This window comes from Paramicrobacterium fandaimingii (assembly GCF_011751745.2).
Classification (GTDB): Bacteria; Actinomycetota; Actinomycetes; order Actinomycetales; family Microbacteriaceae; genus Paramicrobacterium; species Paramicrobacterium fandaimingii.
The window spans coordinates 2,741,425-2,763,995 of record NZ_CP061170.1 but is presented as its reverse complement, the minus strand read 5'-3'; the positions used below and the strand labels follow the sequence as shown (position 1 = coordinate 2,763,995).

Genomic DNA, 22,571 nt, shown 5'->3' with positions numbered 1-22,571 from the left:
TTCCTTTTTTGAGAACCGCTCTGGCGACAAAAGATTCCCCACACAACAGTTGACCCTGTTTCCCCTGCGGGCGATAGGTCCCCATCCGGGGGAGATTTCTGTGTGAAACTGCAGTGAATTCCCGAGGATGCTGTGGAGCAGCCACAACTGCAGGCACGCACCTGCCCTCCGCTTTGTAGCCGGGTGACGGGAGCTTTCTGCCTGGCTGTGGCATCGACCTATGGTGAGCATAACGAAAGAACGAGTGAACGATCGTGAAGGGTGAGGGGCGAGAAGTGGCGCAAGATGTGGAAACTCCCGACGACGTGGCAGAGGTCGCAAACGTGCACGAGACCGTTGACACGGGGCCTGTGGGGATTGCGGGCTCTGCGTCTCTGAACACGGATGAGGTGCAGCGCGCGCTTTTGGGCCGCTGGAGTGAGATTCGCCGGAGGTCACGTGCGCTCGCCGCGCGACCCGAGATGCAGCGCATCGAGGGGCAGCCGATGGAGGAGCACCGCGCCCGCGTGCTCGAGCAGATGCATCTGCTCGTAGAAGACGGCCAAGTGCTGCGCGCGTTCCCCGAACGTCTCGGAGGAGACAACGATGCGGGCGGCAACATCGCCGGCTTCGAAGAGCTCGTGCTCGCCGACCCGTCGCTGCAGATCAAATCGGGAGTGCAGTGGGGGCTGTTCGGCTCTGCCGTGCTGCACCTCGGCACGCAGAAGCACCACGATCGCTTTCTTCCCGACATCATGACGCTCGACGTGCCTGGCGCATTCGCGATGACGGAGATCGGCCATGGTTCTGATGTCGCGTCGATCGGCACGACGGCGACATACGACGAGAGCACGCAGGAGTTTGTGATCCACACGCCGTTTAAGGGTGCGTGGAAGGAATTTCTCGGCAACGCCGCGCGCGACGGCGTCGCCGCCACCGTGTTCGCCCAGCTCATCACCAAGGGTGTGAACCACGGCGTGCACTGCTTCTACGTGCCCATCCGCGATGAGAACGGTGAGTTTCTTCCCGGCGTCGGGGGCGAAGATGACGGGCTCAAGGGCGGGCTCAACGGCATCGACAACGGTCGCCTTCACTTCACGAACGTGCGCATTCCGCGCGACAACCTGCTCAACCGGTACGGCGACGTCGCCGAAGACGGCAGCTACACGTCGTCGATCGCGAGCCCGGGGCGTCGTTTCTTCACGATGCTCGGAACGCTCGTTCAAGGAAGGGTCTCGCTCGACGGCGCCGCGACGACGGCATCCGCCCTCGCTCTCACCATCGCCATACGCTACGGCGACCAGCGCCGCCAGTTCAACGCAGCCTCGGACACGAACGAAGAGGTGCTGCTTGACTACCAGAAGCACCAGAGACGGCTGCTGCCGCGCTTGGCCGAGACCTACGCGCACACCTTCGCGCACGAAACGCTGCTTACCAAGTTTGACGAGGTATTCAGCGGCCGCGCCGACACAGATGACGACAGGCAAGATCTCGAGACCCTCGCCGCAGCACTCAAGCCGCTGTCGACCTGGCACGCGCTCGACACGCTGCAAGAGAGCCGCGAAGCATGCGGTGGCGCGGGCTTCATGAATGCAAACCGCTTCACGAGCCTGTATGCCGACCTCGACGTCTACGTCACGTTCGAGGGCGACAACAACGTGCTGCTTCAGCTGGTTGCCAAGCGGCTGCTCACGGACTTCTCGAGCAAGTTCCGCAAGGCCGATTCGGGAGCTCTCGCCCGCTACGTCGTCGCTCAGGCCGCCGATCGCGCCTACCACGGCAGCGGGCTGCGCACCCTCGGGCAGACCCTCGGTGACTTCGGTTCGACGGCGCGCTCCGTCGGCCAGCTGCGCGAGACGGCGGTTCAACGCGAGCTGCTCACAGACCGTGTCGAGACGATGATCGAGAACATTGCGGGGGAGCTGCGGCCCGCGTCGAAGCGGTCGAAGAAAGAGGCGGCCGATCTGTTCAATTCGCAGCAGACCGCGCTGATCGAGGCGGCACGGGCACACGGCGAGCTGCTGCAGTGGGAGGCATTCACCGCCGGCATCGAGAAGATTCAGGATGCCTCGACACGCACCGTTCTCACCTGGCTGCGCGACCTGTTCGGGCTCAGCCTCATCGAGAAGCATCTCGCCTGGTACCTCATGAACGGGCGGCTGTCGACGCAGCGCGCGGAGGCAGTGAGCGCCTACATCAACCGGCTCGTGGCGCGGCTGCGTCCCTATGCCGTGCAGCTTGTCGATGCGTTCGGCTTCGAGGAGGCTCACCTGCGGGCACCAATCGCCACGGACGGCGAGCGGACGCGGCAGGACGAAGCGCGCGCGTACTACGCGGCGCTGCGTGAATCAGGCGACGCGCCGATCGATGAGAAAGTGCTTCGTGCCCGAGAGAAGGCCGCGCAGAAGCAGAAGCGCTGACGCCCGAGAGACGAACTGACACGGCGGATGCTGCGACGGGCAGCATCCGCCGTGTTTCTGCGTGAGTGGGGTCAGCTCGTCACGCGGGACGTTCGGTCGGGGTGTCCGTCTTGGAGGGGTCGCGCTCGGCGATGTCGCCGACGACGGCGTCGATGCGATCGAGCACGTCCTGGTCGAGTGTGGTTCCCGACGCCACGACGTTATCAGCGATCTGTTCGGGGCGTGAGGCTCCGATGATCGCCGAGGCGATGTTGGGGTTGCTCAGAACCCACGCGATCGCCAGCTGCGGCATGGTGAGACCTGCCTCGTCGGCAATGGGCTTGAGGCCCTGCACGGCGGTCAGCACGTCGTCGCGCAGGTAACGGGCAACGGTCTTCGAACCGGTCTCGTCCGTCGCGCGGCTTCCCGCGGGAGCATCCTTTCCCGGCTCGTACTTGCCGGTCAGCACCCCCTGCGCGATCGGCGACCAGACGATCTGCGAGACACCGAGATCCTCGGACGCTGGAACGACCTCTTCTTCGATCACACGCCACAGCATGTTGTACTGCGGCTGGTTCGACACGAGGTGAATGCCGAGTTCGCTCGCGAGCGCGTGGCCCGCGCGCAGCTGGTCTGCCGTCCATTCGCTCACACCGATGTACAGCGCCTTTCCCTGGCGCACGACGTCGGCGAAGGCGAGCATTGTCTCTTCGAGGGGCGTCTCGGGGTCGTACCTGTGCGCCTGATAGAGATCGACGTAGTCGGTGCCGAGTCGCTGCAGCGAGCCGTTGATGGACTCCATGATGTGCTTGCGGCTGAGCCCCGAGTCATTGGGCCCTTTCGGGCCAGTCGGCCCCCACACCTTCGTGAAGATCTCGAGCGATTCGCGCCGCTGCCCGGCGAGGGCATCGCCCAGCACCTGCTCGGCAACGGTGTTCGCGTAGACATCTGCCGTGTCAAACGTTGTGATTCCGTGATCAAGCGCGGCGTGAACGCATTTCGTCGCCGTGTCGTTCTCAATCTGACCACCATGCGTCAGCCAGTTGCCGTACGTGATGTCAGAGATTTTCAGTCCGCTGCGTCCAAGATATCGATATGCCATAGACCAACGCTACGGGATGCGCGCCGCCATTCAACCTGAAGGGCGAAAACTCCGATGCAGAGTTGTTCCTGCCGATCCGGCGTCAGTTTCACGCTATCGTCGGTACATGCGAGAGATGTACCCGAACATCGAACCGTACATGACGGGCCTGCTTGACGTGGGGGACGGCCAGCGCGTCTTCTGGGAGACGAGCGGCAATCCAGACGGCAAGCCCGTCGTCTTTGTGCACGGCGGCCCAGGCGGCGCGACGAACCCCGAGCAGCGCCGCGTCTTCGATCCGGAGAAGTACCGCATCGTGCTGTTCGATCAGCGCGGCTGCGGCAAGAGCACGCCGCACATGAGTGAGCCCGAAGCCGATCTCACCCACAACACCACGTGGAAGCTCGTCTCTGACATGGAAGCGCTGCGAGACACGCTCGAGATCGAGAAATGGCAGGTCTTCGGCGGCTCGTGGGGGAGCACCCTTGCGCTCGCGTATGCCGAGACGCATCCGGACCGCGTCAGCGAGCTCGTTCTGCGCGGCATCTTCACGCTGCGGCGGCAGGAGATCGATTGGTTCTATGAAGGAGGGGCTGCGGCGATCTTCCCCGACCTGTGGGAGCAGTTCGTCGAGCCGGTTGCCCAGCAGGATCGCAACCACATGGTGCAGGCGTATGCCGAGCTGCTCGCCGACCCCGACCCCGAAGTGCACGTTCCGGCAGCGCAGGCGTGGTCAGAGTGGGAGTCGTCAACAATTACGCTGACGCGCGACGAGAGCACGATCGCCTTGTTCACCGAGCCGGCCTTCGCGACGGCCTTCGCACGGATCGAGAACCATTACTTCGTGAACCGAGGCTGGCTCGAGGAGGGGCAGCTGATTCGGGATGCCGTCAGACTGCGCGATATCCCCGGCGTCATCGTGCAGGGTCGCTACGATGTCTGCACGCCGCCCATGACGGCGTGGGATCTGCATAGGGCATGGCCGGAGGCCGACCTGCAGATCATTCCGGATGCCGGGCACGCGTTCGACGAGCCGGGCATTCTCTCGGCGCTGATCGAAGCGACAGACCGCTTCGCCCGGTAGCCACGACGTCGTGCATCGCCCCTAAACTGGGGTGAAGGCAAAACATGAGGATCCCTCTAGTATTAGAGAACTTGAGGGATGCTCAGATTTAACGATGCGTGCTGAAGCTCGTTCACGCGGGTGCTGACGGCGCGTATGACGGCACAGCGCTGAGCTCCGGAATTCTGACGAGACGGAGGGCAGGCGATGAGTCGAATCGATGCCAGGTTCACCGCCCCAGCGTCAGTATTTCGTCCGGCGTTCGATGTCGGCTCCGAGATTGCCCGCGCCGTCGCGCCCGCTGTCTCCTGGACGCGGCGACTCAAGATTCGACTGCTCGTGACCGACGCACTCGTCATCGCCCTCGCGATGGCGGTGGCCGTGGCTGTGGCGACAGAAGCAAGCTTCAGCGCAGCGGCACTCGTCGAAAGTCGCGTCGCAGGCCCGGTGCTCATGAGCGTTGGCTGGCTCCTCGCGCTCGCGGCCTTCCGCACGCGAAGCACACCGCTCCTGGGAATCGGCACGCGCGAGTACAAGCGAGTTCTGAACGCATCGGTGATGTACTTCGGCGCCGCCGCAACGGCCTTCGTTCTGGTTCCGGTCGCCCCACCGCGCGCCATGTTCCTCGTGGCCCTGCCCGCCGGAACCGTCGGACTGCTCGCCAGCCGGTGGAGTTGGCGACGCTGGCTCAACCATCAGCGCACATACGGAAACTACCTCTCTCGCACGATCGTTGTGGGGGATCGCGCCGATGTCTCCTACGTCGCTCGCGAGCTTGAACGGTCGAGCAGCGCAGCGTTCAGCGTGGTCGGCGCCGCGGTGTTCGATGATGCCGAGGTCCCTGTTTCCGGACTCAGCGGAACCGTGCCGATCGTGTCGCACCCCGATCGCGTTGCCGATGCGGTCGGGCGCCTTGATGCCGACTCGGTCATCGTGGCGAGCACGAGCAGAGACAACACCGATTACATGCGAGATCTGAGCTGGAAGCTGGAGGCGCAGGGCACATCGCTTGTCGTCGCCCCGAGATTGACGAACGTCGCCGGCAGCCGCATCCAATTTCGCCCCGTCGACGGGCTGCCCCTTCTTCACGTCGATCTCGCCCGGTACGCGGGTGTGCGCTTCGTCATGAAGCGGGCATTCGACATCGTGGTGTCCGCAGGTGCCGTTGCTGTGCTCGCACCGGTGATGCTCGTCATCGCGCTCGCCGTTCGCATGGACAGCGCCGGCCCGGCGTTCTTCAAACAAGAACGCGTCGGCAAAGACGGGCAGACCTTCTCAATGCTCAAGTTTCGCTCGATGGTGAACACAGCAGAGGAAGACCTCGAGAATCTGCTCGCACACAGCGAGGGAAACGGCGTGCTGTTCAAGCTGAAACAAGACCCGCGGGTGACGCGCGTCGGCGCGTTCCTTCGCGCGCACTCTCTCGACGAGCTTCCTCAGTTCATCAACGTCTTGCGCGGCGAGATGAGCGTTGTCGGGCCACGACCGCCGCTGCAGCGCGAGGTGCAGAAGTACGAGCGGCACGTTCACCGTCGACTGTACATTCGGCCGGGAATCACCGGGATGTGGCAAGTGAACGGTCGCTCCGATCTGGACTGGGACGAGAGCGTTCGCCTCGACCTCTATTACGTCGAGAACTGGACGCTGTACACAGACCTGTCGATTGTCTGGCGAACGATTCGAGTGCTGTTCCGGCCCGTCGGCGCCTACTGAGCCGACAGCCTGATGAACGGTACGACGAGACGCCAGCGAAAGCCGTCACGCAGACGTGCGGCATACATTGTCGGCGCGATCGTTCTGACACTTGCCGTGACGGGCGCGGTCGCTGTCGCCTTCGTCGACGACGAGCAGCCCGGCTCGCGCGCTGTCGCATCGCTTGACCTTGATCCCGCCGTCGAGGTCTGCGGCATGCCCGGCGACAAGCTGGCCGCCGTCGTCGCCGATCGTCCGAAATCGGATGATCCCGTTTCGATCGGAGTCGACGTGCGGGCGCCGTCACCGGAGTCGACGTATCTCGTCGGCCTGCATGCAATCGATGGCGGACTGCTCGTCGAGTCGCAGAAGCAGGATGGCACACGTGTTTTCACACGATTGAACGACAGCGGCGACACGAGCGGCGAGTTTGTCGTTGACGTCGACCGCGCGACGCGCGAACCGCACAACAACGGCTCTGTCGCTGTGTCGCCCGACGGGCTGATCTACGCGATTGACTCGTACAAGCACCGACGGGACATTGCGGTATTCGACGCAGAGGGCACGCAGATCTCGAGCTTTCCCGTGCCCGAGAGCTCAGTGACGCAAGGGCATCCACTCGACCTTCACGGAGTCACCTGGGTTCCCGATCTCGATGGTGAGCCCGCTCTGCTGGTTGGCGAGCGTGGGTCGGTGGTGCACGTCTTTCGAGAGGACGGCACGTCGCTCGGGGTGAATCGCGATCTGCCGAGCGTGATCTTCGGAGCATCCGGAAGCCTGGTGACGGGGTTGGAGCCGATTGACGATGCAACTGTTCGGCTGACGGTCGACGACCTCGCGTCGCAGAAGACGGTGATGAGCGTGCCGTATGCCATGGCCGAGAGCGACGGCGACAGCGCGGCGCAGACACCGGCGCTCACCCGACCGAGCACCGTGGTTCCCGCGCCAGGCGGCGATGGCTATCTCGTGTATGAGGCGGGCGAGGGGCTCACCTGGATCGATCAGATCGGGGTTCAACGGGGAGTCTGGCTCGGCGACAGTCAGGCGTCGCCAAGCATGACCGGCGCGATCGTCCATGACGACGGCAGCTACTGGCTCTCTGTCTCCGTTGATGGTGAGGAGCATGTGAGGAAGCTCACGGACGACGATATGGCCGCGATGCTGGCAATGCCGATCAGCTACAAGGCGCTGAACGATCCCGTCATCGCCCGGCTCGGCATCGGCGTTGGCGTTGTCAGTGATGCCGTGTTCAATCACGCTGACTGGGGCGAGACTCTTGGCGTGCACCTGCGCTTTGAATCCGGGTGGGGGATGCTTGACGGCGAACAGGCGGCAGAGGATGTTAGCGTGCGCTACAGCGTTCGGGGAGATCCTCTTCTCGCCGACCCCATTCGGCAGACCGAGCGCTCGGTCGAACCGAAGATCGGGGGAGGCGAGACGCCGTTGGAGGTTCCGACGAGCGTCCCCGGACCGTACGAAGTGAGCGTCAGACTTGTCGACAGCAGCAGCGGCGAGACTCTCTCTGCGACATGCTTTCGGTACAGCGTCGGGGCCGAGGGCGCCGACCTGAACCTCGATGACCTCGAGCCGGGAGCAGGGTGGGGCGGGCCGGAGCCAATGCGCGGCGTGCAGCTCGCTGACCGACTGGGAATCGGCAGCTTCCGTCTGCAGCTCGATGTTTCGCGGCTCATCGCCGACCCGAGCGGAAAACCGAGCAGCGACGCAATCGACTGGTCTGGCCTTCCGGGGGCGCCAGACGGCGAACCCACGCCGACCGAGGCGTTCGAGCAGGTGCGCGCGGCCGCCGAGTACGCGGCCGATCACGACGTGGATCTGATCGTTCAGGTGGGCCAGAACGGCGACGCCGAGCGCGCTGCAGTTGAGGCGGAGACCTGGGGCGGATGGGCACGATTCATCGTCGCGGAGTTTGCCGAGCAGGCATCGGCGATCACGCTGTGGTCGCCGTGGAATGAGCCGAACATCAGCTTCGACTCGGGGGCCGACTTCTCGAAACGCGTCGATATTCCCTTTGCGCATGCCGCTCATGAGGCAAATTCTCACGCCCGGGTGATTGCCGGAAACACCCTCGGCTTCGCCGAAGACTGGTGGGCGGATTCGGCGTCGACACAGCTCTGCGAGGCCGTCGACGCCCTCGGCGTTCACCCGTACACGGGGTGGAACCGGTCGTGGGAAGAGGAGGGCTTCGCTGCCTCCGGTTCCGGGTACGACAGCTTCAGAAACGTGGTCGGGCATGGATGCGGCGAGCTGCCGATCTGGGACACGGAGACGGGGTGGACGTCGGACGGGACTCTGCCGTATTGGTCGCAGGGGGCCAAAGTCGCGCGCAAGCTGCTCTGGTACCAGCACGAGCACATTGCCGGATGGACGTACTTCTTCAGCGAGGGCGGCTGGGGCGAGAACAATCTCAGTTGGTCGCTCATTCAATATCAGTCGCATGTGAAGCCCGGGGCCCTGGCGTTCGCCGTCGTTTCGCACAAACTGGCGGCTCTGGGCGAGCCGAGCGTCGTTGAAACCGGCATCCCCTTCACCTACGCTTTCCGCTTCGCAGACGATGCCGGCGTCACTGCGGCATGGACCGATGAGGCACGCGTGCGCGCGAATCTCTCAAGCGAGGCTCCCGCTGTGACGGTTACCGATCAGTACGGCGCGCAGAGCGTGATTGAGCTTGAGGACGGGCGCTCGGAGGTGACGATCACGGGAAGTCCCCAATTCTTCGCGTCATCGGAGGGTGAACCGGTGTCGATCACGCCGGTGGAGGCGTTCGGCGGTGACGTTCTCGCGGGAGCCGAGGTGACGGCAACCTCGACGGCGGAGGGTAGCGACGCGCAGATCATCACCTCGGGCACGGTAAACCCCTCTCTGCCCTGGCGCTCTGGCGTCGTTGACGGTGAGCTCGATGAGAAGCCGTCGGCAACGGTGACGCTCGCTGAGGCGACAACGATCAACCGCGTAGCGGTGGCAAGCGGCAGCATGGAATGCTGCGAGACCGCACTGCGCACCTATGAGGTCTCGGTGCGCACAGAGAGTGGCGAGTGGCACACAGTGGCGTCCGTGGAAGACCAGTTCTGGCACCGAGTGCGTTTCGTCGAGTTCGACGCGGTCTCCGTCACCGCTGTGCGCATCACCATTCCCTGGACGACCGTGCGCGGCACCCGGGTGCTCGACGTCAACTATTCGGGAATCGTCGGGGGGCTTCCGCCGCCGTTCATGGGCGTGCAGACGGCATCAGACGAGGTCGTTTCTGTCGCGGCGATATCGGCGTGGGCGCCTGAGTGACGCCGGGTGCCGCGACGACAACGACACCGATGAGGACAGTGAGGGAAAGAATGATGACACAGACGATTTCTCAGCAACGAACGATGCAGTTGGAGATCGCGACGATCGCGACATCCGTTCCGATGGGAGCCCAGGTATACCAGGAGGCTGTCACGTCGCGCGCGGCAGAGGCACTCGGGTCTATGTCCGATGTGCCGTGGGATGTCACACGGATCATCGCTCGCTCCCTGCGTTCGGAGCTCGACGGCAACAGGAGAATTCCGGTCGGCGCGCTCTCGCACATCGGGCCGACAGGTCGTCGGGTCGCAGGGCGTCTGCTTTACTCTCGGGACGCCCTCGTGCACCGCATGGATCTCACGCTTCCTCCGGCGCCGAACGAGGTGCTCACCATTCACGACACCGTTGCCTGGATGTATCCCGATGAGGGAAACCCCAACCCGGCGGTCGTCGATGAGATCAGGCGGGCGACGGCAGTGGTCTGCGTGTCGAGGAACACCGCAGAGGACGTCTTCGCTCTCACGGGGCGGAGCGATCTTCGGGTCGTTTCCCCCGGCGTTGATGAGCGCTTCTTCTCTCCCCGGCCGCTCTCAGCGGCCGAGCGGTCGCAACTCGGGCTCCCGCAGCGTTTCATTTTGCATGCGGGCGGAGCGAGCGCACGCAAGAACCTCGAAGGCCTTGCCGAGGCGTGGCGGCTCGTGAACCGCGAGTTTCCCGATGTGTCGCTGGCGATGTCGGGCCCCCAGCATGCTCGGCGCGACGAATTGTTCGGTGATCTGCCGCGCGTCGTGCGCCTCGGCCGCATCGGGAGCGAGCTTGTGCCGGGTCTCCTTGCCTCAGCCGAAGCTGTGGTCGTTCCGTCGCACTACGAGGGATTCGGGCTTCCAGTCATCGAAGCGATGGCTGCCGGTGTTCCCGTGATTGCTGCTCGCACGAGTTCGCTGCCGGAGGCGGCGGGAGATGCTGCCGTGCTCGTTGAGACAGACGGACGCTCGATCGCCGAGGGCATTGACTGCGTGCTTCGCGGGGACAGCGAGGTATCAGACCTGCGTGAGAAGGGCTTTCGACGGGCGCTGCACTTTACGTGGGGCGAGAGCGTTCGCAATCTCGCGAAGGTGTGGTCTGACGCTGCGTCGTGACGTCAACGGCAGGCGGCCGGATCGGCTACACCTTGCGGGCAACGAGCGCTTCCCACGACCGCAGGGGGCTTCGGCGCGTGTGCGCAAATCGCAGTCGCAGCTGAGCAACGGAGTTCTCGAGGTCTTCAATCGCTGCTGAGACGCGATCGGGGTCTGCGGATTCTGCCCTCTGCACGATCTGATCCGGCGTCATGTCTGGTGCGAAGGTGAACCGGCGTGTGCGACCAAGGCTGTTGACGACGGCTTCGTGATCGCGAAATTTGAAGTCGCCGCCAATGAGCACGGGCTCGATCATCGTCCAGCACGCAGGGATGCCATATGAGTCTGCGATGATCACGCCGTGCAGTGACGTCGACACGATGGCCGAGCAGGAGGCGATCTCGCGTATGACCGCGGCGGGGCTGCGGGTGACGTCGATGAGCGCCACCTCCCCGGGGTGTTTGGCAGCGAAATCAGCGATCGGCGAATTTTCGAAGTGGCTGCCGTGAGGGACGATCCCGAGACGGTGTTGCACCGGAGGTCGATTCAGCACGCGTGACGCAAGAAGCCCGGGGTCGCCCAACGCGACGCTGCCGCCTGCGGAAAGTGCGTCGCGGGTCAACGGGCCCCGAACCGCAAGAACCTCGACATCGGGGAGGTGGGTCGGTGAATCCGAGATCAGCCCGGAGCCCCAGATGAGACCGGCGAAGTCTGGCGGAATGAACTGAATGAGGCTTCCGACGCCAACGACCTTTGCGCGCTGAAACTCTGCGTGCACGGGGATGATTCCGCGATGCCGCAGAAGCCACGGGGTGAGCGCGTCGCCGAAGTTCGGGTGCCCGTCCCACCAGTACGCCTCAACGAGAGGAGCGTTCGGGTACAGGCGCGGATCGAACATTGACTGCGCTATCGACAGTGCGCTTCGCGTTCGTCGCCACGATGCGCGTGAATAGTTGCGGTCGATAAACTCCCGCACACGCGCTTCCTTGCGATTTCGCTCCGGACGTTCTGCCGCCGTGTCTCGGGGGAGGTCGCGCTCTCTGGCGGTCACGGCCGTCGTGTGCGCTGCGCGGGGACGGGCAGGAGCGATGAGTATCTCGGATACAGGCCCGCCGCGATACCGGCGATCGCCTCGTCGAGGTGCGCGATCATCGTCTTCCACCGTGCGGTGGTTCGTCCGGTCGGATCTTCGATGTCGTCGGCAGGGTTATCTCCGAGGAAGTCCAGAATCGATTGATCTGACTCGTCATCAAGCCATGTGCCGAGTGTTACGCCAGCGGGGCGTTCGTTTGCGTCGAGCCAACGCGTGAACTGTCTGATGGTGAACAGGCGCGGTGCGATATCGGGTGTCGTTGCAAGCAGCATGCGGGCGTGCTCCCGGGTGAGTGTCAAGATCAGATCATAGGTGTCAAGCGAAGCCGGATCTACCTGCGCGCTCACGTGGTCGCTCAAGTCGAGTCCCAGCTCTGACGCATGCGTGATGGCCGACTGTGATGCGGGGCGACCAGTAGTCGCCTCAACTCCGGCAGAGTCCACCTCAAGTGCATGCTCGTTCGCAGTGGCGAGGAGCAGCGCCGCGGCGAACGGAGAGCGACTTTCATTGGCTGTGCAGACGACGAGCACCCGATCTCGCCCCGGAGTCATAGCGCGGGGCGAACGCTCAATGTGGTCGACTCGTGATAATTTTCCCCCATCGACGGAACGATTCGACGAGCGTTCAAGCGCAGGCTGTGGTATTGACTCCGCGAGGTAGTACGCGGAGTAACTGCGGGGGAGCTTGTGCTTCGATCTATTCGCAACAGTGCCGATCACCGTCGCGCTGTTCGCTCTTAATGTCGCGACGACGTGCGAGAGCAGTGGCAACCGCGTGTGGTTCATCGTGGCGATCACTATCGTTCCATCGGCAAGCGAGGCTATGGCGGAGGCATCGGCGAGTGCGAGAGACGGTGGTGTGTCGACGATGACGATATCGGCACGGTCGCTCAGGGCACTGAGTACGCGCATCATGCGGGGAGTGGCAATTGCGTCTGCTGGGTCGTCCATAAGCGTGCCCGGTGGAAGCACACGCAAGCCGTCAATCGATGTCGGTTGAAGTGCGGCCTCGATGTCGCTGACCTCTGGAAAAGTGAGCAAGTCCCGCGGAGCCGCGAGAAGTCCGCCAAGGCCGGGGCCGGTGCAGCTATCAGGAAAATAGGTGTCAAGACCCGGGCGACGTAAGTCGCCCGCGACCAGCACAACGGAGCGTCCCGTACGTGCCCATGACGCCGCGAGGTTCGCCGAGACAAACGTCTTGCCATCTCCGGGCTCCACACTTGTGACAACGAGGACGCTCCCTTTGGCCGGAAGTGCGACTTGCAATGTCGTGCGAAGCGCCCGAAGACCTTCACTCAGCGGGGAAGACTCGCTGTTCTCGGCGGGAAGAAATCCAGTCACACGTTTCGCCCGCCTGTCGTTTGCGAGCTGCCCGAGCACGGGCAAATTTGTAGCCCGCTCCAGTTCGTCTGTGCGACGCACACGCGAATCGAGGTAGTCCCGCGCGAGAGCGAGACCAAGACCCGCGAGAAGGCCGGACGCAAGCGCAACACCTGCGACGGTCAGAGTGCTCGGATTCAACGTTGCTCCTGTGCCCGCCGGTGCAGTGACGGTCGCTGATGGTCCAGCCGTCTGCAACGACGTAATCGAAGCATTGATTCCATTTATCTGAGCGAGCGCCGCTGTCAGATTGGTCTGGGCGAGTTGATCGGCAGGGTCTTTGTCAACGTCGTTTTGGTAGCTCTTTGCTTCGTCCGATACCTCGCCTAGCTGTTCCGCAAGCGCCTTCTGCGTTGAGGCCACGACGGTGTCGAGGTAGGCCGAGTACGCGGCCGCAGCTGCAGCAGCGCTCTGTTGGGACGTCTTCGGGTCGCCAGCTTGCGCGGTGATCTTGAACGTTGCCGTCGTGTCTGACGGAGTCTCGACTGCTGCCTGCGAGACAGTGCCGGCCAACGATCCCTTCGGAGTTCCGAGCTGCTTTTCAGCCTCGCTGAGCACGACAGGGGTTGTCGCAACTGAGGGGTCTACGTCGACCGGGTGACCGGCGAGGATTCCTGTGTTGACGGCCTCGGTCATTAACGGGCTGATTCGCAGCGTCGTTGATGACTCGAAGTTTGGCGTCTGTCGTTGGAGGTAGGTGATGGCGATCGCTGATGCGAGGACCGTCACGATGATGATGATCCACTTGCGTCGCCAGATGACAGTGAGAATTTCGGTGAATGTCACGGGTTGTACTCCGATCTCGCATTTTCGTGCTGGTGGGGAGCGGTATGAGGGAACTGTGAGGCACGCTGCTCGAGGAGCATGTCGAGCACTTCTTCGAATTGACGAATGCGACAGCGCCAATCGGGGACGTCTTCGAGGTGTCCAGGCGTCGACGCGTGCAGAAGCGCACTGGTGACCGCGTCAGGGAAGTCCAACGGTGAGGCAATGTCGAGCGCGCCTTGGCGTTCATTGTCTCGGAAGCCCGCGACAGGGGTACTCACGACAGGGCGGGCAACCGACTGATACTCGTACAGCTTGATGGGGTCGAGGCTGTCGGTGAATTGCGTCACCACATGCGGGACGATGAGAACGTCGGAGTGTTGCAGGTATGCGGGGATTGACTCGTACGGTCGCACGCCGAGCATCAGCACTCCTGGTGCGAGTGCCAACCTCTGGGTGTTATCTGGTGAGAGCGCATTGGGGCCGACGAGAATGCAGGCGCCGCCAACCGCATTCACAGCGGCTCCCGTACGCACAACCAGATCAACGTCGATTCGGTCCTCGTGGAGTGTGCCCACATATACGGCGCACCGTGCGTTGGGAAGATCGGTCGGCCGCGGCATCGGTGTGCGATAACGCTCGACATCGACGGCATTGGGAATCGTTACAAGGTCGGGTCGTGCTTCGCGCCTGCTCGTGGCGAGGCCAACAGAGCACACGACGACGGCGGCGCACTCGTCCATGAGTAATGCTTCGCCGCGCATGAGCCTGTCGTGTTCGCGCTCATTGCGACTGGCTGCCAGCCAGTCATCGGTCATGTCGTAAAGTGCAGGGGCAGAGAATTCGGTGAGGGCCGCGGCCCACCTCGGATCGTTGAACCAGAGCACATCAGGCGTGTCACCGATGCGCTGAAGCGCCCGCCGAACGCTGCGTCGCAACATCCAGTCGGCGAGCGGACCGAGCACCCGCGGGAGCATTTTCGTCGGCTGCATGAGTGATAGCCGACCGTCGTAGCCAGGGGCCGAGCGTACTCCGGCACCGCGGCGAGGGCGGCGCCATGAGAGAACATCGTGCAGCACATCGGACGGCGGTTCAACGAAGAATAAGCGGATGCTGTCGTTGTCGCGCAGCAGGCCGTCTACGACATATTGGTTTCGGCGCCAAACGGTGTCCCACGGCTCGAGGGAGAACATGAGGATAGTGAGGCTTGCCGATGTCGCGTGACGAGGTGTTGAACGTGAGCTCCGACGGGCGCCGAGCGCGCGGGGTGCCGTTGTTGACTGTGGTGCGCTTAATGGATTGTTCATGACAGGCACCGTTCGTAGATTGCAAGTGTGGCTTTCGCCTGTGCACGCACGGTGAAACTGTCACGTTGCAGGCGTTGCGCTCTGATGCCATAGTTTCGTCGCTCATCGTCGTTGCTCAGTGCGACGTTGAGCTGACGGGCGGCGGCCTCCGCATCTCCGGGGGGGAAGAGCAGTGCCCCATCGACTTTCCCGATCGTCTCTACGTGACCACCGGACGCTGAAGCGATCACGGGAAGACCGCATGCCATCGCTTCTAACACCGATAATCCGAGGCCCTCTCTGGAAGTAGGAGCGAGGAACAACCCCGCCTTGGCCATGAGTCTCCGGACGTCGTGTTGGTGGCCGAGAAAGCGCACGGAAGCGGAGACGCCCAAGTCGCCGGCAAGCTGTTCCAGTCGTTCGCGCTCGCTTCCCTCTCCGGCGATGTGTAGTTCCCACCCTTTGAGAGATGCGCGAGAGGCAGCCCAGGCAGCAAGGGCCACGTGAGTTTCCTTCTCCGGTTCGAGACGCTGCGCGATGAGTACGGTGCGTTGTTCGCAGGTGCCCAACGCGGAGTCCGTTACCCCTGTGTGTACGACGCTGCTTGGTTCCCCGATTGTTGCGGCGACGAAGTTCGATATGGCGATCTGCGCTGCAAATTGGCGCCGAGCAAGGCGAAAAGCAGCACGCACGATTGGTGTGCGACCACGTGGCGCGGCAAAGTGCCGAGTGCTCACAATGCGAGAACGCGAGTTTGTCGATGCCATGATTCCCGCGAAGTCAGCGTTGGACATGTGCGTGTTTACGATGTCGGCCGACGGAACGGACCGAAGCGCAGACCGACCCGATCGGAGCGTGGTGGCGGGTACAAAGCGTACGTCAGAACCATCGAGCGCTTGTCGCATTTGTGCAGGAGCGCCCCCGATCACCGTCACACGCCAGCCTTGGTCCGCCTGATGCAGGCCGAGCATGCTCACGTAGCGTTCGACTCCGGCGAATGCATCCGAGCAGGTGAGATGCACTACGTGCCGGTAGCGTGTATTCATTCCAACTCCGTTCGCACGTGCCGTTGCAGTCCTGTGGCCGCCGAGACGGCTCGAGGGCTGGTCGTTGGCAAGGCTGAATCGGGATGCAGCTCGCGGGCTTTCACGAGGGTGCCGTATGCGACTCCCGCAATGATCCAGAGCAGCGAGGCCTGGCCAGCGACCCAGTAAAGGTCAAGCTGCGACTGCGTGAGGCGGGTGAGAACAACGGCAGCGCCCACGGTTCCATACGCGGGGTCGAGACGCCAAAGCGCAACGAGTGCGACGGCGAAGAGTGCGATAAAGGCGAGAAGGCCGACGACGCCAACTGATGTCAGTACTTCAAGCTCCGCGTTGGGCGGTTGAAATCCATCGCCGAAACGGGACGTGTACCACCAGCGCAGTCCGACGCCGAATATGGGCGAGGACAACCAGATATCGATGGAATCCTGATACCACGTCAGGCGCTGGTAAGCCGAGTTGAATTGATTATCGCTTTCCAGCTGTGTCTCAAGCATTGAGAGTGCGAAGACCAGCACGGGAATGGCGGCGATCCAGATGAGCTTCGGCCGTCGTCCTGTCTCGGGACGGCGTCGCAGGCTGATGAGTATGAGCCCAGCGACGGCAGCGATCATCCCCTGACGCGACTGCGAGACGGCAAGGCCAGCGGCAAGCACGGTGAGGGTCGACCAATAGGGCACTGGATTAAGCCGGAGCCAGGGTGGTCGCGCGTAGACGATCACGATTGCCGCGCTGACCATGCCTCCGATCGTGTTTTTGTGAAGCTGAGGAAGATAGATCTCCATGGCCTCGCCCGTCATGGCGAACAAGACAATGAACTTACCCACTGCCCAGACAGAGATCACCAGACATCCTGCGATGTAGCTGCCGATTGCAAACCCGGTGCGTCCCGTACGACCGATGGCGAAACCGACGATGATGCTGCCGAGCACGAGCACAAGTTCATGAGCCCACTCAATGGCGTTCTCCGAGTAGACATTCAAAATCAGCGTGGGTATCGATGCGGCGCTGTACGCTGCCCCCGCCCAGAGCAGCGACTGCATCGACGAAAGCCCGCGCGGACGAATCATTACGATAGCGACGGCCGTAGCGGCAGCGAGCACAAGATCAGACACGCTCAGAACGCCGCCGACACGCACAAGGACGAGAGTCGCCGGAACGGCGAGGGACACGATCACCATGGGGTCGTAGACGACAATGCCGCAGGCAAGCACCACACCGGCTGCGATCAGAGCCCACATTGGGTCCTGAGTGGCAAGGACGCCGATGACCGCTGCGACGAGCGCCGCCGGAATCGACACTGCCGCAACGCGCCCGAGTGCGACGTCGCGGGGCTTCAGCCATCGCAATTCTGGAACCGTCTTATGGTTCATGAGAGCTCCAACGCTCGAACCGGACCGTTCAGGTATAGGAGGAGTCGTGCAGCAGCCGAACGTCGTCGAGATGTGGAGAGGAGAATTGAGCGGGCGAACGCACCAGCGATCATCGCACTCCGATAGATCTGCCACCCCGCGTTTCCGAAGTGCTTCCGGATGTACAGTTCGGCGCTCGCGTGGAAGTACTGCTCGCGGAGGCTCCCATCTTCACTCGTGGCACCTCCGATGTGCATTGCGTCGACAGAGGAGACAGCAATTGACCAGCCGCTGTCGACCGCGCGCTTCTGCCAGTCAACTTCTTCGGCATAGAGGAAGAATCGCTCGTCAAAGCGACCGACGGCCTTTATTGCTTCGGCGCGCAGTAGGAGGATCGATCCAATGGCGAAACCGCGTGCACGATTGACCGAGCTGAGACCGATCGCCTCGAGCCACGCTCGGGCTGGATGCGGGAATGGCCACCATACTCGAGCCGTGTTTCCGTTTGCCGGGTCGACCTGCGTGGCACCGACTGCAGCAATCCGAGGGCGCGCATGCAGATCTGCGTGCATCGTTGCGATGCCCTTGGCGCTGATCTGTGCATCTGGATTCAGCAGGAGGACGTCGTTGGAGTCCATTCCGTTGTCAGCGAGCCAACGGAGGGCGACATTGACACCCGCGCCGAAGCCGAGATTCTTGCCCGGATCGAGGTACGTCGCGTGATGCGCGTTAGCGACGTGCTGGGTCTCTAAGGACGAAGAGTTGTCGACGATCGTGACGGGGAACGTGCCGCCGAGGTTTCGGAGCGCGACCTCGAGCAGATCGGGCGGCCCATATGCGACGATGATGATGTGGGGGACGATATCCCTGCCGATGTCGTTCTCACTCACGGCGTCGCGATAGAGGTCGCGGAGCTGCATGGCGATATGCGGCCAGGTAAGTGTCCGAGCTCGTTCGAGGCCGCGGATCCGCAGAGAGGTCCATGTCGACGGCTCGAGTGCGCGCGCAATGCCGTCGCTCAGCGCATCGGGGTCTCCTGGATCAGTGAGAATTCCGGCGTCCCCGACGACGTCAGGTAAAGCACCGCTCCGACTGGCGACGACCGGTACACCTGATGCCATCGACTCGACGGCGGAACGGCAGAACTGCTCACGCCAGCGAGGCGTCTCTAACGAAGGGACAGCGAGCACGTCAAGGTCTTGGAAGCGTGTGGCGAGCTGCGCGTCCTCTGCAAAGCCGAGAAACGACACTCGGTCGGCGATGCCCAGTGAGTCTGTCAGTGCGACGAGATCAGTGTAGGCGCTGCCCTCGCCTGTGATTCGGACATCCCACGAGGGATTCGCTCTCGCTGCGTGAAGCAGCACGTCGCACCCTTTGTGGGATTCGAGCCGTCCAACATATCCGATGACGGGGCGCGACGACGGCGTGGAGCGATCATCTGGGGCGAATCGCGTGGTGTCGACGCCGAGCGGAATCACCCGAGATATCCCCCGTAATCCCTTGCGGCTCAAAATCGCGGCCGCATCGCTGTTGCACGCATAGGCGCCGGCAGCATTCCTCAGAGCGTATGACTCGAACCATCGGAACGGGACAGGGTAGCGTTTCTCGATGTTCTGCGCCGAATAGAAAACGAATGGCGTCGTCATTCGCCGCATTGCCCGAAGCAGCAGAACCTCGGCTGTCGCAAGTGAGAACGGCTCCTCGTGCAGGTCGATGACGTCGGGGTTCTCCCTGAGTGCGCGCCAGAGCGGCACAGGATCGTAGAGAAATGCGTTCGGGTGTCGACCGAACGTCCGCACGCCCGTCACGAACGTGTCAGGCGTGGAATCAAGCGTGATCCGACGGCCGCCTTCGTTCCATCGTCGTGCCGAGAGCATCGTCACGTCGGAGCCGAGATCACGCAGCTGACGCTCGCGTTCGCGCCACGCCTGGACAACCCCGTGATGGGCGATTCTGAGGATCTTCATCGTTTTTCGCCGATCCGATTGTGCGCGGTGTTGCCGCACATCCGACGCGTCTTCGGAGTCGGCTGGTCGGGGTTGCTGGCCGCCATCATGTGGCGCTCAGCGCAGCGAGAGCGTTCACGAGTCACGGGAGCGGGCATATGCACATGCTACGGCTAAGCTGAGTAATGCTCACATGCCCCAGTTCGGGGTTATCTTTGAGCTTCCCACTGACGCCGCATGCCCTCAACGTGGGACACTGCCCATCATGACATGAGCATGTCTCAGTTGTGTGTTCTAGTACCTGCGGACAGGAGATTCGGTGGACGACAGCAACTCGCTTGGTCGCGGCGATATTCAGAGGCGCGCCGTGCAGGGGGTGAGCTGGACTCTCATCCACACAGTTGTATCGATTCCAGTGGCCTTCATCGGAACTCTCATCGTCGCGCGAGTGCTCGGTGTCGTGGATTTCGGACGCCTCGCGTATCTCACGACCGTGATGGAGATCGTGACGGCAGTGCTCACCGCCGGTCTGGGCACCGCGCTCGTGCAGTTCGGGGCCCGTCGGCATGCCACATCACGCTACGGGGAGGTGGAGCACCTCCTGGCAATCTCGCAGGGTTTCCGATTGGTGTTCTTTGCACCACTGCTCGTTATCGCCATGCTTTTCGTCGTCGACGTTCCAACGCCGCTCATGGTGATTGCCATTGTGTTCGGCGTTCTGCTCCCTGGCTACTTCGGTGAGGCATCCTCCGGGTTGGCAATCGAGAACAAGACGGCGTCCGATGCGAAGATTGCTATGGTGAGCAACCTCGCGATTCAGGTCGCCGTCGTCATCACCGTGCTGATCATGAGAGAGGCGGATGCAGTCTGGGCGACGCGCATAGCTGCCGCCGGCCTCGCTACTGGTCTTGCGCTGATTCCTCTGAGAGCAAGCTATCGTCGGGCGGTACTTCGACCCAAGCTTCCGCGGCGCTTCCCTTCAGGCTTCTGGGCATTTGCGATACCGACGGGAATCTCGCTGCTCATTGCCCAACTGGTTATCTCCCGCACCGAGGTTGTCCTCCTCCAGGCGCTGAGCACACCGGCTGCCGTCGGAATCTACGCCCTTGCGTTCGGAGTGGCGGGCAATGTCTTCGCACCAGCTCGAGCCTTCACCGGTCCACTCATCCCGGCGTTGTCGAGCCTGGCGGAAACAACCGATCGCGCGACGATGGGGCGCGCATTCACACGTACGCTTCGCGCATCATCCACAGTCAGCAGCATGCTCATTGCCGTCGGCATTCCCGCGATCGCCGTTCTCGTTCCCGTGCTCTACGGATCCGACTTCTCCAGCGCGGCTTTACCCGTTCTCGTGCTTGGCTGCGCCAGTGGTGTCGCCGTCGCGTCCACCCCGGTCATGGCGTTCACTCTGGCTCGGCAATCTGCGCGTCATCTTCTGGTCGTCAATGTCGGCGCTCTGGTAGTCAACGTTGCGGCGGCGTTCCTGCTGATACCGCCCCTGGGGGTTTGGGGTGCGGTGCTTGCGAACATCGCTGGTGTGCTCACGCGCATGATAGTTCTGCTGGCAGGCGAAGCTCGTGCTCTCGATATCCGCTATGGAGCAGTGTTGCGAACGTTGACCCCCGTCGCGTGCGGGATCGCTGCAGCGTGGGTCTCGTGGGGCATCGCCGTGTTTGCCCCGCTGCCAGCAATTGCCGCCGCCTTCGTCTGCGGCGCCGTTGGACTGGTGGCTGTGCTTGCGCTGCTGCGCCTGTGTCGCACAGGAATCGATGCGAACGACGCCCGCGTGATCCTTGACGGTGTGCCCCGCCTGCTCGTGTCCGTCGCACGCCCTTTCATTGCTCTGCTCACTCGCCGCTGAGCGGTCAGAATTGGGCGTAGAGCGCTTCGTACGCGCTCGCCGTGTGATCCCATGTAAAAGATTCAACCCGGCGCCGGCCGTTTTCCGCGAGAGTCCTGGCAAATGACGAGTTGTCGAGAACTGTGGCAATGAACGCGGCGAACGTGTCGATTGCAGTCGGGTCGCAGAGAAGACCGTCGACCTCGTGTGTGACGAATTCAGGCGGCCCGCCCCGGTTCGTCACGATGAGCGGTGTCTCGGCGCGCCATGTCTCGAGTGCGGCAATTCCGAATGCTTCGAACCGACTTGGTACGGCAACGGCTGCGGCGTTTCGCAGGAGTTCCGCAACCTGTCCGCGAGAAAGCTGCCCGGGCAACACGAGTTGGTGACCGATACCGTTCTGCACTGCCAGTTCTCGCAATCGTGTCCTCTCCGGGCCATCGCCGCCGATCACCAAGCTCACATCGGCGCCAAGCTGGGCGCGCGCAAACGCGTGAACGAGCAGATCGAAGCCCTTCACTCGCTGAAGACGTCCGACGGCCGCGACGTAGCGCCCCGTGACTCCGGGGAGCACTGAAGCGCTCGTATCGGCGGTGGTTGTTTCGTGCAGGTCAATGCCGTTGGGAACGACAAATCCTTTGTCAGAATCAAGACCGAAGCGTGCTTCCAAATCGGCGAGGACGACTCGTGAACAGCCGGTGACGATGGCGGAGCGGTGGACGGCCGAGCGCAAGCTCGTCTGCGCCAGACGTGAGTGCTCGAAGACCCCCGCATCGTCGGCAAGAGTCTCGCCGTGCGAACTGACCATCAGTGTCGTTTGGTGTCGTGCTGCAAGTGCGTTCGCATACGTTCCGTTTGGTCCAAAGCAATGTACGTGAATAACATCGGGTTTCAGCGCTCGGAATGCCCGATTCCACTGGCTCCACGCTCGGGGCGCAGCGGTGGCGAACTGCGCAACGTCCCGAAGGGTTCGGGCGGGAAGCGGGGCGGGAAGGTTCCAAACCTGAACGCCGTCGCGCTGCTGCTGAGAGAATTTGCCGTCACGAGCGACGGTCCAGACAGCGATCTCATGACCTCTTCGGCGCAAGACATCAGCGAGGTTGCGTACGTGCTCTTCGACCCCTCCCACGTGCGGCGCGTATGAGCTCGTCGCCAGTGCGATCCTCATTGGTGATGCCCTTCTTGGTGTGGGACATGCGCCCCGAATGGGGACAACCATAGTGCGTAGTCGATTGCTAGTG

At 62.9% G+C, this 22,571-nt stretch carries 14 protein-coding genes; 6 read left to right on the top strand and 8 right to left on the bottom strand.

Annotated elements, in window-relative coordinates:
- The first annotated feature begins 275 nt into the window (after positions 1–275).
- Positions 276–2,399 (top strand): acyl-CoA dehydrogenase family protein, encoded by a 2,124-nt coding sequence (locus tag HCR84_RS13325; RefSeq protein ID WP_434063542.1) that lies wholly within the window; start codon positions 276–278, stop codon positions 2,397–2,399.
- 79 nt (positions 2,400–2,478) lie between these two features.
- Here the strand turns inward: HCR84_RS13325 and HCR84_RS13320 are convergent, their stop codons facing one another.
- A complete protein-coding gene (locus HCR84_RS13320; protein ID WP_166980274.1) occupies positions 2,479–3,480 on the bottom strand; it encodes an aldo/keto reductase family protein in 1,002 nt (333 codons plus the stop codon).
- A gap of 106 nt (positions 3,481–3,586) precedes the next feature.
- On the opposite strand from HCR84_RS13320, the gene pip reads away from it, so the two are divergent.
- From pip to HCR84_RS13300, 4 genes are all read left to right on the top strand, one after another.
- Positions 3,587–4,543, top strand: a complete 957-nt coding sequence (pip, locus tag HCR84_RS13315) for a prolyl aminopeptidase (protein WP_166980276.1) — start codon at positions 3,587–3,589, stop codon at positions 4,541–4,543.
- Positions 4,544–4,729: 186 nt separating this feature from the next.
- Positions 4,730–6,235, top strand: coding sequence for a sugar transferase (locus HCR84_RS13310; protein ID WP_166980278.1), 1,506 nt, complete (start codon positions 4,730–4,732; stop codon positions 6,233–6,235).
- A gap of 12 nt (positions 6,236–6,247) precedes the next feature.
- A complete protein-coding gene (locus HCR84_RS13305) occupies positions 6,248–9,511 on the top strand; it encodes a galactose-binding domain-containing protein (protein WP_166980279.1) in 3,264 nt (1,087 codons plus the stop codon).
- A gap of 50 nt (positions 9,512–9,561) precedes the next feature.
- Positions 9,562–10,647 carry a glycosyltransferase family 4 protein gene (locus HCR84_RS13300; RefSeq protein ID WP_244972489.1) on the top strand — a complete coding sequence of 362 codons (1,086 nt, stop codon included), beginning with the start codon at positions 9,562–9,564 and terminating at the stop codon, positions 10,645–10,647.
- Positions 10,648–10,672: 25 nt separating this feature from the next.
- Here the strand turns inward: HCR84_RS13300 and HCR84_RS13295 are convergent, their stop codons facing one another.
- The 6 genes from HCR84_RS13295 to HCR84_RS13270 form a co-directional block, all read right to left on the bottom strand.
- A complete protein-coding gene (locus tag HCR84_RS13295; RefSeq protein WP_166980281.1) occupies positions 10,673–11,677 on the bottom strand; it encodes a polysaccharide pyruvyl transferase family protein in 1,005 nt (334 codons plus the stop codon).
- Positions 11,674–13,884, bottom strand: coding sequence for an arsenate reductase/protein-tyrosine-phosphatase family protein (locus HCR84_RS13290; RefSeq protein ID WP_166980282.1), 2,211 nt, complete (start codon positions 13,882–13,884; stop codon positions 11,674–11,676). The genes HCR84_RS13295 and HCR84_RS13290 overlap by 4 nt, the downstream gene beginning before the upstream one ends.
- Positions 13,881–15,056: a glycosyltransferase gene (locus tag HCR84_RS13285; protein ID WP_244972488.1), complete on the bottom strand. Its 1,176-nt coding sequence runs from the start codon at positions 15,054–15,056 to the stop codon at positions 13,881–13,883. The genes HCR84_RS13290 and HCR84_RS13285 overlap by 4 nt, the downstream gene beginning before the upstream one ends.
- Before the next feature lie 110 nt (positions 15,057–15,166).
- Positions 15,167–16,195 carry a glycosyltransferase family 4 protein gene (locus HCR84_RS17760; RefSeq protein WP_166980285.1) on the bottom strand — a complete coding sequence of 343 codons (1,029 nt, stop codon included), beginning with the start codon at positions 16,193–16,195 and terminating at the stop codon, positions 15,167–15,169.
- Entirely contained in the window at positions 16,192–17,565 is a 1,374-nt protein-coding gene (locus tag HCR84_RS13275) for an O-antigen ligase family protein (protein ID WP_166980287.1), read from the bottom strand. The genes HCR84_RS17760 and HCR84_RS13275 overlap by 4 nt, the downstream gene beginning before the upstream one ends.
- Positions 17,562–19,511, bottom strand: a complete 1,950-nt coding sequence (locus HCR84_RS13270; RefSeq protein WP_244972487.1) for a glycosyltransferase — start codon at positions 19,509–19,511, stop codon at positions 17,562–17,564. The genes HCR84_RS13275 and HCR84_RS13270 overlap by 4 nt, the downstream gene beginning before the upstream one ends.
- Before the next feature lie 298 nt (positions 19,512–19,809).
- Between HCR84_RS13270 and HCR84_RS13265 the strand changes: the two genes are divergently transcribed.
- Positions 19,810–21,351 (top strand): lipopolysaccharide biosynthesis protein, encoded by a 1,542-nt coding sequence (locus tag HCR84_RS13265; protein ID WP_166980289.1) that lies wholly within the window; start codon positions 19,810–19,812, stop codon positions 21,349–21,351.
- Between the two features lie 4 nt (positions 21,352–21,355).
- Here the strand turns inward: HCR84_RS13265 and HCR84_RS13260 are convergent, their stop codons facing one another.
- Positions 21,356–22,498 (bottom strand): glycosyltransferase family 4 protein, encoded by a 1,143-nt coding sequence (locus tag HCR84_RS13260; RefSeq protein ID WP_166980290.1) that lies wholly within the window; start codon positions 22,496–22,498, stop codon positions 21,356–21,358.
- Positions 22,499–22,571 lie beyond the last annotated feature (73 nt).

What these genes read in the sequence shown, in the direction of transcription:
- HCR84_RS13270 (WP_244972487.1), bottom strand. Translation starts at nt 19,511, where the DNA reads ATGAAGATCCTCAGAATCGCCCATCACGGGGTTGTCCAGGCGTGGCGC.
- HCR84_RS13300 (WP_244972489.1), top strand. Translation starts at nt 9,562, where the DNA reads ATGATGACACAGACGATTTCTCAGCAACGAACGATGCAGTTGGAGATC.
- HCR84_RS13285 (WP_244972488.1), bottom strand. Translation starts at nt 15,056, where the DNA reads ATGTTCTCCCTCGAGCCGTGGGACACCGTTTGGCGCCGAAACCAATAT.
- HCR84_RS13275 (WP_166980287.1), bottom strand. Translation starts at nt 17,565, where the DNA reads ATGAACCATAAGACGGTTCCAGAATTGCGATGGCTGAAGCCCCGCGAC.
- HCR84_RS13260 (WP_166980290.1), bottom strand. Translation starts at nt 22,498, where the DNA reads ATGAGGATCGCACTGGCGACGAGCTCATACGCGCCGCACGTGGGAGGG.
- HCR84_RS17760 (WP_166980285.1), bottom strand. Translation starts at nt 16,195, where the DNA reads ATGAATACACGCTACCGGCACGTAGTGCATCTCACCTGCTCGGATGCA.
- pip (WP_166980276.1), top strand. Translation starts at nt 3,587, where the DNA reads ATGCGAGAGATGTACCCGAACATCGAACCGTACATGACGGGCCTGCTT.
- HCR84_RS13305 (WP_166980279.1), top strand. Translation starts at nt 6,248, where the DNA reads ATGAACGGTACGACGAGACGCCAGCGAAAGCCGTCACGCAGACGTGCG.
- HCR84_RS13310 (WP_166980278.1), top strand. Translation starts at nt 4,730, where the DNA reads ATGAGTCGAATCGATGCCAGGTTCACCGCCCCAGCGTCAGTATTTCGT.
- HCR84_RS13320 (WP_166980274.1), bottom strand. Translation starts at nt 3,480, where the DNA reads ATGGCATATCGATATCTTGGACGCAGCGGACTGAAAATCTCTGACATC.